Consider the following 13,254-nt stretch of genomic DNA (forward strand, 5'->3'; position numbering starts at 1 on the left):
CCGGAGTGCACGAACGGCGGCGGGCTTCGCGTCCACATCGCGTTATGGTTGACCGGGCGCTTGGCCCAACCAAGCGAGAATCCACCAAGCCGTCCCGGTCCCCGGCGGCACCACTTCACCAATGCTGGTCTGGAGTGTTGTCCGCCATGCTCGGTCTCACCGGGGTTCCGGCCACCGCACCGCACGACGTCTCCCCCTGGCACGAACATCGCCGGGCCGCGATCCGTTCCGTCTGCGTCGCCTGCGGGGTGACGACGAACGCGGTCGGAACGGCGATCTACCTGCGGGCGGGGGGCTGCGCCGTCCACCCGTTCGCGAGCTCGGGGTTCTGCGGCGAGGAGATCGCGGAACTGCAATCCGTTCTCGGAGAGGGGCCCGCGTTCGAAGCGGTCCGGCAGCACTGGCCGGTGTTCGTGCCGAACCTCGTGGACCACGCGACCTCCGTGCGCTGGCCGCTCTTCTCGGCCGCGGCGGTCGCGATCGGGGTCGAGGCGGTGTTCGTGTTCCCCCTGGCTGTCGGCGCCGAACCGCTCGGTGCCCTGGAGATCCACCGTGACACCGGCGACGTGCTGACACCCGACGAGATCGTCGACGTGGTGCACCTGGCCACCGTGGTGCTGAACCTGGTGCTCGACGCCGGGCTGGTGCCTCCGTGAGCGATCCGTTCCGAGCCGACATGAGGCACCTGGCCGCGCTCACCAACGAGCAACGCTTCGTGCTCGAGCTCCGGGTGGTGCACGGCCTGTCCGCCGAGCAAACGGCGTTGGTGCTGGATTCCACGGTGGTGGCCGTGCTGCAGCGGCAACACGACGCCCTGAACGCCCTGCGAGACGCGATCACCTGCCACGGGCCGGACAAGTAGGTGTTCAAGGACGTGCCGTGCGGCCGGGGAGCGGACCAGGAGGTTCATGTGGTGTGCGGCTTGACATCCGGGGTACTCGACCGGGCAACCCCGACGGGAGCGAGCCCATGCGTGGCGACATCGAAACCTACTTCGAAGGCGGCCGGTGGAAGAACAGGGTGCAGGGCAGCGACCAGGTGTCCAGCACCCACCTCACCCGGAAGGACGCGGCCACGAACGGTCGTGAGATGGCGATCGTGCACGCGGTGGACCACATCATCCGGGACCGTGACGGCACGATCAGCGAGCACGACGTGTACCCCCGTGGCCGCGACCCCCACACCGCGCTCCCCCGCTGAGCCCACGTCCGGGCCGGCGTCTCGGGGTGACCGCCCGCCGGCACGTACCGACCGCGCTGCGCGGGCTTGCCCGGTGACGCACTACGCTGGACGTGCTGATCCTGACGCGGTCGCACCAGGCGCGGAACCAGAACCTCGCTACGTCCAGGACGAATGGAACCAGTTGACGTCGTGGAGGAATTCGGTGCCAGCCGTGGACGATCGGCCGTTGCCCGGTGGTGTGACCACAGGTGCCTGTACCTGATGGAACGCATCCGTCGGTGAGCGACGCGCGAGCGACGGTGATGGCCGCGCTTCGCAACAACACGAGCGAGCTCGACACCCTGGCGCGCGTCATCCGCGCGTGCGTGGACGTGCTGCCGGTGGACGGTGCCTCGATCTCGGTGATGAGCGGCCCGCGGGAGCGGGAGACTTTGTACGCCAGCGACGAGATCGCGACGGAGATCGAGAACGTCCAGTTCACCCTGGGCGAGGGCCCGTGCTTCGAGGCGTTCTCGACCCGCAAGCCGGTGCTGGTTCCCGACCTGCCGCAGGCGTCGGTCCTGGAGTGGCCGGTGTTCGCGGCCGCGATCACCGCGCTGCCCATCGGTGCGATCTTCGCGTTCCCGCTGCAGGCGGGCGCGATCGGCATCGGCGCGATCGACCTCTACCGCCGACGGCCCGGCTGGCTTTCGGCCGACGAGCTCGCCGTGGCGCTGGAGGTGGTCGACGTCGTGACGGCGGTGCTGCTCGGTGTGCTCCTGGGCGAGGTCGACGACACCGTCGGCCTGCGGGGTGTGATGTCACCCGGCCGCGAGCAGGTGCACCAGGCCACTGGAATGCTCATCGCCGCCCTAGGCATCTCCGCGGAGGAGGCACTGTCCCGGTTGCGGGGTCATGCTTTCGCCACGGGCAGATCGCTGGACGAGCTCGCCAGGGACATCGTGAACCGCAGACTGTCACCGCTGGAACTCGCCACATGACCACGCACGAGACGGCAACCCGGTCCTGGCAGCGCCACCGCCGGACGAACAAGACAGGAGCTGGTGATGAGCGATAACGCACCGTCCACGACTGAGCGGGAGTCGCGGCTGCTCCGGGCCCTGGTCCAGCTCGCGGACACGCTCGTCGACGACTACGACGTGGTCGAACTGCTGCACGGCCTGGTAGAGCACTCCGTGCGGTTGCTGGACGCGACGGCGGCCGGGTTGATGCTGTCCGACCAGCACGGCGGCCTGCGCGTGGTGGCCTACACGTCGGCCCAGACGCGGATGCTCGAGCTGTTCCAGGTCCAGGCGAGCGAAGGCCCGTGCCTCGACTGCGTGCGCAGCGGTGAGCCGGTGCTGGTCGCGGACCTGTCGACGGAGGTGACGCGCTGGCCTCGGTTCGCGCCCCTCGCCGTCGAGGAGGGTTTCGCCTCCGTGCACGCGGTGCCGATGAGGTTGCGCCGCGAGACCATCGGCACGTTGAACCTCTTCCGCCGCGAGACCGGGCTGCTCAACGACGAGGACATGCTGGTCGTGCGCGCGCTGGCGGACACGGCGACGATCGGAATCCTGCAGGAACGCGCCATCCGGCGCAGCGAGGTCGTCACCGAGCAGCTCCAGACGGCGTTGAACAGCCGGGTCGTCATCGAGCAGGCGAAAGGGGTGCTGGCGTTCGCCGGGGATCTGGAGATGGAACAGGCGTTCCACGCGCTGCGCAGCTACGCGCGCAACAGTGGTCGCCGCCTGGCCGATGTGGCCCGGGAACTCGTCGTCGGAGAACTGCGCCCCGACGCCCTGCTCGCCGCGCGGCGCCCTGCCTCTGACGTGTGACTTCTCCTGGCCTCGCTCGCACTTTCCCGGTCGACGGCGCAGACCGCGCTTTCGAGTGTCGGAACGACCCGGTGCGGGTAGCCTGAACTCGTTGCCGGTGAGCACCAACCGCCCAGACCCGCGGTCTCGTCACCTCGTCGTGAGGAGAACGTCGTGGGCGTCAGCACCGAGTCGATCACGGTCACGCGCAAGAGGATCGCGCTCGTCTCCGAGGGGGCCAGTCCGCTGGCCGAACCGGGCTTGAACGCAGCCGGGAGCCGGAGCCGCCACGTGGCCGGACTCGCCGCCGCGTTGTCAGCTCTCGGTCACCGGGTCATCGTCTACACGCGGCGCGACCACCCCCACGTTCCACAGCGCGTACACACCCCTCACGGCTACGACGTCGTGCACGTGCCGGCAGGTCCCGCGTCGAAGCTCGGGCCGGAGGAAGTGCTCGCCCACGCGGGAGACTTCGTCCAATTCCTCGAGCTCGCCTGGAACGAACACCGTCCTGATGTCGTGCACGCCCACGGTTGGCTGTCCGGCATCGCGGCCGTGCTCAGCGTCCGGAGGAACCGGGTGCCTGTCGTGCAGACGTACCACTCGCTGGGTGTGGCGCAGCCGCAGGACCACCGCGCGACAGATTCCGACTCGACCAAACGCCGCATGGTGGAGCGGCTCGTCGGTCACGAGGCCACCCGCGTGGTCGCGACCTCGTCGGCGGAAGCCCGCGCGGTGATGGGAATGGGTGTGGACAGGTCGAAGCTCGTGGTGGTGCCCACCGGAGTCGATCTCGACCTGTTCTCGGCGGGACGGGCGACCTCCGGTCGGCATCGTCCGCGCAGGATCGTCGCGGTGGGCAGGCTCCTGCCACGCAAGGGGTTCGCCGACCTCATCCGCCTTCTGTCCACTGTGGATGGTGTGGAGCTGGTGATCGCCGGCGGCGGCGCCCACGGGGACGTCCACGGTGATCCGGAGACGAAGAGATTGCTCGCGCTGGCCCGTTCGGCAGGCGTCAGCGATCGTGTGGTGTTCGCGGGCCACGTGCCCTACGTGGAGTTGCCCGCGCTGCTGCGGTCGGCTGACGTGGTGGCGTGCACACCGAAGCAGCAGTCGTCCGCCGGGGTGGCGCTGGAGGCGATGGCCTGCGGCACTCCCGTTCTCGCCACCGCGGTCGGCGGTCTCGTCGACGTCGTGGTGGACGGTCTGACCGGCGTGCTGGTCCCGCGGGACAGACCGGAGGCGACCACCAAGGCGTTGAGGGCCCTGCTCGCCGACGGCACGTACCGGGAACTGCTGAGCGCCGCAGGGCATGACAGGGCACACGCGCGGTACTCGTGGCATCGGGTCGCCTCCGACCTGGTGCGCACCTATGCGGCGGCGAGCACCGACCGGACGGCACCCGTCGGCAGGTCGCTGTCCTCGCGCGCCCGAACAGGGTCAGCTCGGGCGTGAGCTCACCGCCACGCGGGGGCCATGTCCTCCTCGGCATGAACGACCATGGACTCCAGCACGGGGCCTCCGAACGTGGTGACCATGGCGACGTCCGCGGCGTCCCGGCCACGGCCGACCACCACCCTGCCCTTGCGCGGCACGCCGTTGCGCGGGTCGAAGGTCCACCAGCGGTCCCCCAGCCAGACCTCCATCCACGCCGCGAAGTCCATCGGGGCACCGTCCGGCGGCACGTCCAGTTCGGGCAGGTAGCCGAAGACGTAACGGGCGGGGATGTTGAGGGCGCGGCAGAACGAGATCGCCAGGTGCGTGAAGTCGCGGCAGACCCCCAGCCCCGAAGCCCTCACGTCGGCGGCGGTGGACAACGCCGTGGAGGTGCCGTAACCGAACTCCAGCGACTCGTGGACGTGCCGGCAGATCGCCTGCACCCTGCGATATCCCGGCGGATGCGCGCCGAACCTCGACCAGGCCTCGTCTCCCAGCACGTCGGACACGCAGTACCGGCTGGGCAACGTGTACAGCAGCACGTCACCGGGAAGGTCGTCGGGCCACCGCTCCGGTGCGGACTCGTCGACGTCCTCGACGCGGTCGGGCACGTCCGCCCACGCGGCGTAGTTCACCGTGGACAGCCCAGGTGGCAACACGAGGCGCGCGAGCCAGTTGCCGTACACGTCGAAGTGGTCCCGCACGGGCACGTCGGGCTCGGTGAACAGGTTCTCACCGCTCACCCGCACCCGGTCCTGCCGGTCAGGTCTCACCATGAACACCGCCGGCGTGGGCACTTCGGCGCGATAGGTGAACGAACAACCGACGCGGAGCAGCCGAGTGCCCCGGGCCGGTTGTGCCTCGCCACCGCTCTGGGGTGAGGTCACCGCACCCTCTCCGGGATGTGGTCGAGCGCGTGCAGCACGTGCACGGCCAGTTCCCGTGCGGCCTCGCCGCGGAGCTCGGTGCGGCCGGTCAGCACGTCCTCCACCATCTCGAGCCGGCGGTCGTAGGCGGACGTGAAAGTCGGTTCGGTCATACGGCTTCTCTCGTCGCGTGATCAGATGTGTGGCCGCCCTCGTCATCCCATCGGTCCACTGTGGACTTCGTGGTGTCCTCGACCCCTGCGCGGATCAGGTCCTCGACAGTGTCGGTGTTGTCACGCCGGGCGGCACGCATCATCGTGTGATGGGCTGCGGACGGGTCCGCGCCCGGCGGAACGACGAGCAGTGTGAGGCGGCGCCGGTCTCCCGCGATCAGGTCGACGGTGTGGGCCGGCCTGGACCAGAACCCGCTGAGGCGGACCCGGACACCGTCGGCGGCGATCTGACGTGGCGCGGTCTCCCACTCCGTCAGGTTGTAGCTCACCCGCGGGATCTCACCCAGCCGAACTGCCAGCACCGCGAGCAGCGCCGGCAGTTCGGCGGCGAGGTCCCGGGAACGCGGCCACCACGCACCGTCGACATACCCCGCGGTGAGCGCCTTCGGCCGCAACCGCACACGCGGCTGATACCGAGGCTGCTCGCCGGCCGTGGCGGCCGGAGGGGCGATGGACTGATGCGGAGCCGACGTCATGCCGGAACTCCCGTCTCCGGCCGAAGAACGGCCGGTTCAGGTTTCGCCGAGCACGACCTGAGCTTGACCGCACAGGTACAAGAGCTTCTCGACAACATTGACACTACTCTCTTTTCCGGTCCCCCACCGATTTCGCCCCATGTCATTTCCACCGGCAGAAAGTCCATTAAGGACAGACAATCGGGGTGCCGGGTGCCACGCCTTCGCGCTATCGCCCCTCGGCCGCACATCGGGTGGAACTGCGGTCGTCGCGGTGCCGACGCGGTTGCGGCGGGTGCGGTGAATCCTTCGCGGGCGCCGGTGACACCGGCGGGGCGGCGGTCTCACACGCCAACGCCTCACCGACCTCCAGGTGCAGGTCCAGGACGCCCGACAGCCCGGTGGTCATCAGAGGCAGCCGCACCTGCCGGGTTCGCGCGACGACGCACAGCTTCGCGCCCGTCCGTCGCGCGGCTTCGTTCACGGCTACCAGGGCGGTGAGTCCGGCGGCGCAGAGGAAGGTCACCGCGGCGAGGTCGACGACCAGGTGGCGGGTGAACCGCAACTGCGCGGTGATCTCATCACGAAGCGCCGCGGAGTTGGTCATGTCCACCTCACCGCTCACGGCGACCACGACGGCCGCCGAAGGCGTGGTCGACACGGTGGTCGTGAGAAGTTCGGAAGGGCTCCGGCTCAGCGGATCGGACTGTCCACCGACCGACCCTACGAGATCGATCTGCACCATGGGAACTTCCCTCGTCGACTGACGCGACACCGGGTCCAGGGCATGTCCATCAGACGCTACACCTCTGAGCACCGCAGGTGGTAGCTCCCACGGGTGACGTCACCGGCCTGCCGCAGCGAAGATCCACAATGGATGGTCACCGCAGCGGCCGGGTGGTTGTGGAGTAGCGCCGGGTCATCGACAAATCGGTGAACGACGAACGACCGGACGAGGTTCCGCCCCTGATCACGCGGAGGATCCGCTCAGGTGCCGTCGTGGCGGCGGGGCTGCTCGTCGTCCTCGCGGTGGTGCCGGCCGTGCTGCTCGGGGCAGGCCAGGCGGGCGCGGTGCTGCTGGGTGTCCTGGGGGTGGATGATCGCCCGGACGGCTCGGCTGCCGGCGCTGGGCTCGGCGCGGTCGTGAGCGTGGCGCTGCTGCTGGGTGGTCTGGCCGCCATCGACGTGCTCGGCTGACCGCCGGCGGGGGCGTGCACCGGGGGCGCACGCTCCCGTCGAGATCAAAGACCGTCAGCTCTTCTTGAACGCGTCCTTGACCTTCTCCGCCGACTCCTTGAGGCCGCCCTTCGCCTGGTCCATCTTGCCCTCGTTCTCCAGCCCCTGGTCGTCGGTCGCGTCGCCCACGCCTTCCTTGACCTTGCCCTTGAACTGGTCGGCCTTGGCGTCGAACTTGTCGTCGGTGCCCATGGTCTTCCTTCCTCCCCACCCGAATCTCAGATGGGCCGTCGGTCGCCGGGTGCCCCCTGCCGCGCACTCCAACCGCCGAACTCGCCGCAGGCCGGCCGGGTTTGTGGTCCAGATGACGGGGAATCCCAGGGCGGAGGCGTGCGGGCACACCGCCGTTCTCACCGATGACCCCAGACCCCGGCGTCGGCGACCGACACCGGAGGTACAGCCGTCGTCAGCACCGACCGCGGACACCCATCGTCCACGCGCACCGCGATTCCCCCAGTACTGCGCGTCAGTGCGGCTCTGGGCTGGCGCTTCCTCGTCGTGGTGGCCTCGCTCTACGTCATCGGTGTCATCTTCGGCCGGCTGGCATCACTGGTCGTGCCGCTCGCGATCGCCTTGCTGCTGGCGGCGTTGCTCGCACCGGCGGTCGGTTTCCTCATGTCGAAAAGGTTTCCGCGAGGTCTCGCGACGGTCGTCGTGCTCGTCGGTGGCCTCGTCGTGCTCGGCGGGCTGCTCACGTTCGTCGTGACGACGTTCGTCAACGGCGCGCCGGACCTGGCGGCGCAACTCGTCCGCAGCGTCGACACCGTGTCCGGCTGGCTCGTCAACGGTCCGCTGCACCTCAGCGAGACGCAGTTGCGCGAGTTCGCCGACAGGTTCGTGAAGACGTTGCAGGAAAACCAGTCCGGCATCACGTCGAGTGCGATCACCACGGCCGCGACGGTCGGCGCGACCCTCGTCGAGATGGTGCTCGTGTTGTTCGCACTCGCCTTCTTCCTCTACGACGGCCCGCGAATCTGGCAGTTCCTCATCCGCGTCGTCCCCGACGGCTCCCGCCGCAGGGTGGACGTCGCGGGCAGGCGCAGCCTCGCCGCACTGGTCAGCTACGTCCGCGCGACCGGAGCGGTCGCCGTGGTCGACGCGCTCGGCATCGGCATCGGGCTGGCGGTGCTCGGTGTGCCGCTGGCGGTTCCGTTGGCAGCGCTGGTGTTCATCGGCGCGTTCGTTCCGATCTTCGGAGCGGTGGTGGCGGGCGGCGTGGCGGTCCTCATCGCACTGGTCGCGAACGGCCCGGTGACGGCGGCGATCCTGCTGATCATCGTCATCGCGGTGAACCAACTGGAAAGCCATGTCCTGCAACCGTTCCTGCTGGGGCGTGCGGTGAAGCTGCACCCCTTGGCCGTGGTGCTGGCCATCGCGAGCGGACTCCTCGTCGCGGGCATCGCCGGCGCGTTGCTCGCGGTACCGCTGCTGGCGGTGCTCAACTCCGCGATCCGCTCGCTGCTGAGCGAGGCCGACGAGCACGTGGCACCCGCCGACGTGCACACCAGCGAACCCGAAGAGTCCGGACCGGACGAACCCGGACTGGACACCGAAAGCGACACCGAACCCGGAGCAGGTAGATGACCTCGACCCACGACGTGCTGACGGAGACGGCCGACCGTCCCCGCGGCAGTGATTTCGCTCGTCTGACCAGAGAACTCAAAGCCGCGGGCCTGCTGGACCGCCGCCGCGGGTACTACGCGCTGCGCATGGCGATCAACGGTGCCCTGCTCGGCGCGATCGCGGTCACGTTCGCGCTGCTCGGCGATTCCTGGTGGCAGGTGCTGCTCGCCGTGGCCCTGGCCGTGGCCTCGACGCAGCTGGCGTTCATCGGTCACGACGCCGGGCACCGGCAGATCTTCCGCAGCCACCGCAACAACGACGTGGTCGGCCACCTGCACGGCAGCCTCACCGGAATCAGCTATCAGTGGTGGGTCGCCAAGCACAACCGCCACCACGCCAACCCCAACCACGAGGACCACGACCCCGACATCGAGATCCACGCCCTCGCGTTCAGCCGCGCACAGGCCAGGAGCAAACACGGCCTGAACGCCTGGATCACCAAACGCCAGGCGTTCCTGTTCTTCCCGCTGCTGCTCGCCGAAGCCGCCGTGCTGCGAATCTCCGGCATCGTCGCCCTGTGCCGCAGGGAACTGCGCAACCCGTGGCGCGAGGCAGCGCTCCAGATCGTGCCGCTGGTGGCCTACCTGGTGGCGGTCTTCGTGGTCCTCTCCCCGCTCAAGGCCGTTGTGTTCATCGCGGTGCACCAAGGGCTGATGGGCGTCTACCTCGGCTGCTCGTTCGCGCCCAACCACAAGGGAATGCCGATCATCACCGGCGAACAACGCCTGGACCACCTCCACAAACAGGTGCTCACCTCCCGCAACGTCACGGGCGGCCGCTGGGTCGACGCCCTGCTCGGCGGACTCAACCACCAGATCGAGCACCACCTCTACCCGCACATGCCCCGTCCCAACCTGCGCCACGCGCAACCCGTCGTCGAGAGGTTCTGCGAGCAGCACGGAATCCCCTACAGCAAGACGACCATGATTCGTTCGTACGCCGAAGTTCTGCGCCATCTGCACGACGCAGGCGCCCCGCTGCGCGGCACAGCACGATGACCGGCACGAGGAGACTCCGATGAACGCCCTGTCCGCAGACGCGTCCGTGATCGATCAGCGCCTGCACCTCGCCACCGGTTTCCACGCGTCCGAACGCGACTGGGTCGTCGAGCGGCTGTCCGCTCTGGGTTCCCGCCTTCGTTCGTACCGGGACGACCAGGTGGACCTGGAGATCGCGGTGAAGGACCGGGAGGGTGTCGACCAACGGGTGACGCTGCAGTGCTGGCTCAGCAGCGCGCACCGGCAGCACCTGATCGCGACCTCGTCGGAGCAGGAGTTGCCCGCCGCACTCAACGAGGTCCGCGACGAGCTGATGCGCCAGGTCGACGACGCCAAGACCCGAACGGAGCCGCGCAGCAACCGGGCGCTGCGGTCGTCACCGCCCGGCCCCGAGGGCGGTCAGCCCGGGAAGGCGGGCCGGCCTCCGGCACCGTGAACGGTCACCGGGCGTGGGGAGCGCGGCACCGACAGGCCGCAGGACGGCGCAACCACAGCGCTGCGCTGCCGGTCGGGCCGAGAACGGCGGCGAGTCCCGGCATCACCGCTGTGCGCCTTCGACAGAGGAATCCCCGGCTGCCGAGCAGGCGAAGGAACTGGCCGTCCGGCCCTCGCGGGCCATCGTCCGCTGCGAACGCACCGCGAACATGATGTCCTGCACGCCGGTTGTGCCGGGGAGATCAGCGAACAGCCGACGAGGTGCCCTCGTTCACGCCTGCGATTGTGCCCGGAGAAGCCATCCGGCCTACCCGCCGTGTCGTCCAGATCAACACCCGCTCGGCCGTCTCGATCGAGTCATCTGCTGCACGGTTCGTCACCACTACCGCACGTCCAGAAGTCCAAGCTACGACCCTACTGATCAACAGGGCTCGACCGGTGAGAGAACGGACGCCTGGTGAGGCCAGGCGCGCCGGCGCGAGTGCGTTCGGTGCCGACGTGGTCAGTCGCGTTCCGGCGGTTCGAGTGATGCGGATGCGGCCGAGTCCGGGTCCGCGACGCGGAGGCGGAACACCTGGAGTTGGATGCCGAAGTACTTCGTGGTCTCGCCGACCCGGTGCATTCCGTTGTTGCGCGCGGTGGCAGCCGCTCGGGTGTTGCCCGGCCGGACGATGGCGAACACCTCGTTCACGTCCTGGCTGAACGCCCAGGCGTCCAAGCAGCGGCGCTGGATCGCCCAGCGGCCCGCCGGCGCGGGCAGCCTCGCGCTTTCCGCGATCCACTGCTGCACCAGCAGCCTCATCGCCGCCTGGTTCCGGACCTGGTCCCTCTCGGGGCTCGACCAGCGCGTCACTTCGGCGTGTCCGTACACCTCCGGTGCCGCCGATGCGTCCTGGAGCTGCCACGAACGCAGGGTGAGCCGCTCGTGGTCAGCACGGTGGCGACCGTCAGGAGCAGATACACCCTCGGGGCAACGCGGTGGCCGCGGTGGCGGTGCAGTACCGCACACCAATGGGGTCGTGCTCCGCCCACAGGTGAGGGCAGACGGCGCAGGCGCGTTCGGCTTCGATGTCGGTGGTCAGCGTCTCGGACGTGGTCATGCGGGGAACTCCGATGAACGGTGTTGCAGAAAGAGCAGCGGGCGACGGAGACCAAGGCCGCGGAGCGGTTCCGAGGTCGGACCGACGCTCCCACCCCCAGCCGGACGGCCGGGTCTCGTGACGCGCCCGAGGCGGCACCAGCTCGACCGCTGCTGCAGACCTACCCTCGGTGATTACCAGTCTACGCGCATCGGGCAACCAGCGGAGTTCAGTCCTTTGAGGACAGTTGACTGGAGCGCCATCGACATCCTCCGCGTCAGACCCCTCCCCGTACAAAACAGTGCACTGTGGACAGTCAGGAAAGCAGCCACAGGAGCACGAACGACCCGCCACGCAGGTCTGAGGTGGCGGCGCACAGAGATGTCCACCACCATCAAAGCACCACCGACGCGGAGCATTCGGGGTGCCCGCGCCGGTTGTGCCTCGCTGCCGTCGTTGCGGCGCGAAGAAGAGGTCCGAGTTGCCCGCGACTGACGGCGGACCGGACAGGAGAAGAAGTGGAGCCGACGTGCAGGATCAACACTACACGTCTCCGGATCGAGCGCACCGAGGTTCGGATCAGGCAGCCACCGAAGATCGTGCACATCAGACCACGCCCGGGAGGATCGCTCCGCGTGAATCCGGCTCGAACCGGGAGTTCAGCGAAACAACCGCCCGCACGGGTGGCGAAGGTGTACCGTCAACCGGGAGGCGGCCGCGTTCCGCGCCCTGAATTCTCCTTTCGGAGATTCAGATCTCCTCCACCATCGAACGGAAAGAACCAAGTGACCCTGTCTTCGGCGAACGACCTGTTCAGCCACCCTGAGACCCACCGACCGCACACGCAGTCCGACCCGACCGACTCCGACCGGCCGGTGTGGACGAACCTGTTCCGGGAGCCGGTGCCCTCACCTCGCGTTCCTTCGGAGCACTGAACCACCGTCGTCGGCGCGCGGCACAGCACACGACTTCTCACCCGCCGACATCGGTTGCGGCGCAGGCAAAGCGTTGGTGACGCCGTGACCGTGCCGGACCTCCCCAGGGACGGCGGGAGCCGCACTCCACGCCGGGGTCCTGGGTGACCGTCCCCGAGGGTGGTGGCCACCCGAGGTGTGGCGCGGGGAACCGGCGGGCAGCGGTCCGGTTCCGCACGGAGTACTGTCATCGGCAGTTGGGGTTCCAGTCACCGGCATCCAGCCGCCGCGGGCCCTGATCCAACTCGACCCGGCGCCGTCGCGCCCGGCCGGAGATCGGAGCACCGGCTTGCCGCCGGATCGCCAGTTCCTCCTCTCGCCCTTCCGAATCGTTCGCACCACGCCGAGTGAGCGGGTGCTCGCATGACACGAACCAGGCAGATCGGCGGGCCGAACGGTGCCGCAGCCGACTTCGCCGAAGCACGACTCGCCGCCGACGAAGCGGCGGCCGTTCAGCAACGACAAGCGGCGCATCGCGTCGCGGAGCACTGCCACGACGCGCAGGACTGCCGCGACCTGCTCGAGATGCTGGGCCTGTCCGGCCTCGCACCGCTTGCCTCGCATCCGATGCGAAACGAACCGATCGCCACGACTTTCCCGGAGGCGCTCGGCGTGAACCGGACCACCGAAGGAGCACGCCGATGACTCAGGGAACCGTGAAGTGGTTCAACGGCAGCAAAGGGTTCGGTTTCATCGCCCCTGACGGTGGCGGACCCGATGTCTTCGTGCACCACTCCGAGGTCCAGGAGTACGCCTACCAGGGCATACCGGAGAACCAGACGGTGGAGTTCGAGATCCAGCAGGGCGACCGGGGGCCGCAGGCCAGGTCGGTCCGCCTTCTCTGACAGGAGAAGAGAGTCGACGAGGCGGGCCACTGCCCAGTGGCCCGCCTCGTCCGGTCCACAAGACCAGACGGGGCCGTCCGAGCCCCCGAACTCGTCCA

The 13,254-nt window shown here is 68.9% G+C and carries 19 protein-coding genes; 12 read left to right on the forward strand and 7 right to left on the reverse strand.

The features are described 5' to 3' along the window. Nucleotides 1-146 precede the first annotated feature (146 nt). The 6 genes from PV646_RS20800 (at nt 147) to PV646_RS20825 (ending at nt 4,430) form a co-directional block, all read left to right on the forward strand. A complete protein-coding gene (locus tag PV646_RS20800) occupies nt 147-656 on the forward strand; it encodes a hypothetical protein (protein ID WP_500343823.1) in 510 nt (169 codons plus the stop codon). Further along, nucleotides 653-862: a sigma factor-like helix-turn-helix DNA-binding protein gene (locus PV646_RS20805; RefSeq protein ID WP_500343824.1), complete on the forward strand. Its 210-nt coding sequence runs from the start codon at nt 653-655 to the stop codon at nt 860-862. Before PV646_RS20800 ends, PV646_RS20805 begins: the two co-directional genes overlap by 4 nt. A gap of 107 nt (nt 863-969) precedes the next feature. Continuing rightward, nucleotides 970-1,200: a DUF2188 domain-containing protein gene (locus PV646_RS20810; RefSeq protein WP_500343825.1), complete on the forward strand. Its 231-nt coding sequence runs from the start codon at nt 970-972 to the stop codon at nt 1,198-1,200. 260 nt (nt 1,201-1,460) lie between these two features. Beyond that, complete coding sequence (locus tag PV646_RS20815) at nt 1,461-2,162, forward strand: GAF and ANTAR domain-containing protein (protein WP_500343826.1); 702 nt, start codon at nt 1,461-1,463, stop codon at nt 2,160-2,162. Nucleotides 2,163-2,228: 66 nt separating this feature from the next. Next, a complete protein-coding gene (locus PV646_RS20820; protein WP_500343827.1) occupies nt 2,229-2,996 on the forward strand; it encodes an ANTAR domain-containing protein in 768 nt (255 codons plus the stop codon). A 153-nt stretch (nt 2,997-3,149) separates the two neighbouring features. Next, entirely contained in the window at nt 3,150-4,430 is a 1,281-nt protein-coding gene (locus PV646_RS20825; RefSeq protein ID WP_500343828.1) for a glycosyltransferase, read from the forward strand. A 2-nt stretch (nt 4,431-4,432) separates the two neighbouring features. Here PV646_RS20825 and PV646_RS20830 read toward each other — a convergent pair whose 3' ends face one another. The 4 genes from PV646_RS20830 to PV646_RS20845 form a co-directional block, all read right to left on the reverse strand. Further along, the gene (locus PV646_RS20830) at nt 4,433-5,299 is read right to left on the reverse strand and encodes a transglutaminase-like domain-containing protein (protein WP_500343829.1); all 867 of its coding nucleotides are present in this window, start codon (nt 5,297-5,299) and stop codon (nt 4,433-4,435) included. Beyond that, a complete protein-coding gene (locus PV646_RS20835) occupies nt 5,296-5,451 on the reverse strand; it encodes a DUF6307 family protein (protein ID WP_500343830.1) in 156 nt (51 codons plus the stop codon). The genes PV646_RS20830 and PV646_RS20835 overlap by 4 nt, the downstream gene beginning before the upstream one ends. Beyond that, on the reverse strand, nt 5,448-5,987 hold the full coding sequence (locus tag PV646_RS20840; protein WP_500343831.1) for a DUF5994 family protein: 540 nt from the start codon (nt 5,985-5,987) through the stop codon (nt 5,448-5,450). Before PV646_RS20840 ends, PV646_RS20835 begins: the two co-directional genes overlap by 4 nt. Nucleotides 5,988-6,195: 208 nt before the next feature. Next, a complete protein-coding gene (locus PV646_RS20845; RefSeq protein WP_500343832.1) occupies nt 6,196-6,711 on the reverse strand; it encodes an STAS domain-containing protein in 516 nt (171 codons plus the stop codon). Nucleotides 6,712-6,899: 188 nt separating this feature from the next. Between PV646_RS20845 and PV646_RS20850 the strand changes: the two genes are divergently transcribed. Further along, nucleotides 6,900-7,163 (forward strand): hypothetical protein, encoded by a 264-nt coding sequence (locus PV646_RS20850; protein WP_500343833.1) that lies wholly within the window; start codon nt 6,900-6,902, stop codon nt 7,161-7,163. A gap of 54 nt (nt 7,164-7,217) precedes the next feature. Here PV646_RS20850 and PV646_RS20855 read toward each other — a convergent pair whose 3' ends face one another. Further along, complete coding sequence (locus tag PV646_RS20855) at nt 7,218-7,394, reverse strand: CsbD family protein (RefSeq protein ID WP_500343834.1); 177 nt, start codon at nt 7,392-7,394, stop codon at nt 7,218-7,220. Nucleotides 7,395-7,703: 309 nt separating this feature from the next. Between PV646_RS20855 and PV646_RS20860 the strand changes: the two genes are divergently transcribed. Genes PV646_RS20860 through PV646_RS20870 form a run of 3 tightly spaced genes read left to right on the forward strand, consistent with a single transcriptional unit; the run spans nt 7,704 to nt 10,259 of the window. Beyond that, the gene (locus PV646_RS20860; RefSeq protein WP_500343835.1) at nt 7,704-8,786 is read left to right on the forward strand and encodes an AI-2E family transporter; all 1,083 of its coding nucleotides are present in this window, start codon (nt 7,704-7,706) and stop codon (nt 8,784-8,786) included. Beyond that, complete coding sequence (locus PV646_RS20865) at nt 8,783-9,823, forward strand: fatty acid desaturase family protein (protein WP_500343836.1); 1,041 nt, start codon at nt 8,783-8,785, stop codon at nt 9,821-9,823. The genes PV646_RS20860 and PV646_RS20865 overlap by 4 nt, the downstream gene beginning before the upstream one ends. Before the next feature lie 19 nt (nt 9,824-9,842). Then, nucleotides 9,843-10,259 carry a hypothetical protein gene (locus PV646_RS20870; RefSeq protein WP_500343837.1) on the forward strand — a complete coding sequence of 139 codons (417 nt, stop codon included), beginning with the start codon at nt 9,843-9,845 and terminating at the stop codon, nt 10,257-10,259. 501 nt (nt 10,260-10,760) lie between these two features. On the opposite strand, the gene PV646_RS20875 is transcribed toward PV646_RS20870, so the two are convergent. Together PV646_RS20875 and PV646_RS20880 are read right to left on the reverse strand one after the other, a co-directional pair. Beyond that, complete coding sequence (locus PV646_RS20875; RefSeq protein ID WP_500343838.1) at nt 10,761-11,060, reverse strand: hypothetical protein; 300 nt, start codon at nt 11,058-11,060, stop codon at nt 10,761-10,763. 145 nt (nt 11,061-11,205) lie between these two features. After that, nucleotides 11,206-11,358, reverse strand: coding sequence for an RGCVC family protein (locus tag PV646_RS20880; protein WP_500343839.1), 153 nt, complete (start codon nt 11,356-11,358; stop codon nt 11,206-11,208). 1,316 nt (nt 11,359-12,674) lie between these two features. Here PV646_RS20880 and PV646_RS20885 point away from each other — a divergent pair. Both PV646_RS20885 and PV646_RS20890 read left to right on the forward strand, forming a co-directional pair. Next, complete coding sequence (locus PV646_RS20885; protein WP_500343840.1) at nt 12,675-12,956, forward strand: hypothetical protein; 282 nt, start codon at nt 12,675-12,677, stop codon at nt 12,954-12,956. Further along, nucleotides 12,953-13,156: a cold-shock protein gene (locus tag PV646_RS20890; protein WP_500343841.1), complete on the forward strand. Its 204-nt coding sequence runs from the start codon at nt 12,953-12,955 to the stop codon at nt 13,154-13,156. Before PV646_RS20885 ends, PV646_RS20890 begins: the two co-directional genes overlap by 4 nt. Nucleotides 13,157-13,254 lie beyond the last annotated feature (98 nt).

Origin of the sequence: Streptomyces sp. ID05-26A, assembly GCF_033794685.1 — a bacterium.
GTDB lineage: Bacteria > Actinomycetota > Actinomycetes > Mycobacteriales > Pseudonocardiaceae > Lentzea.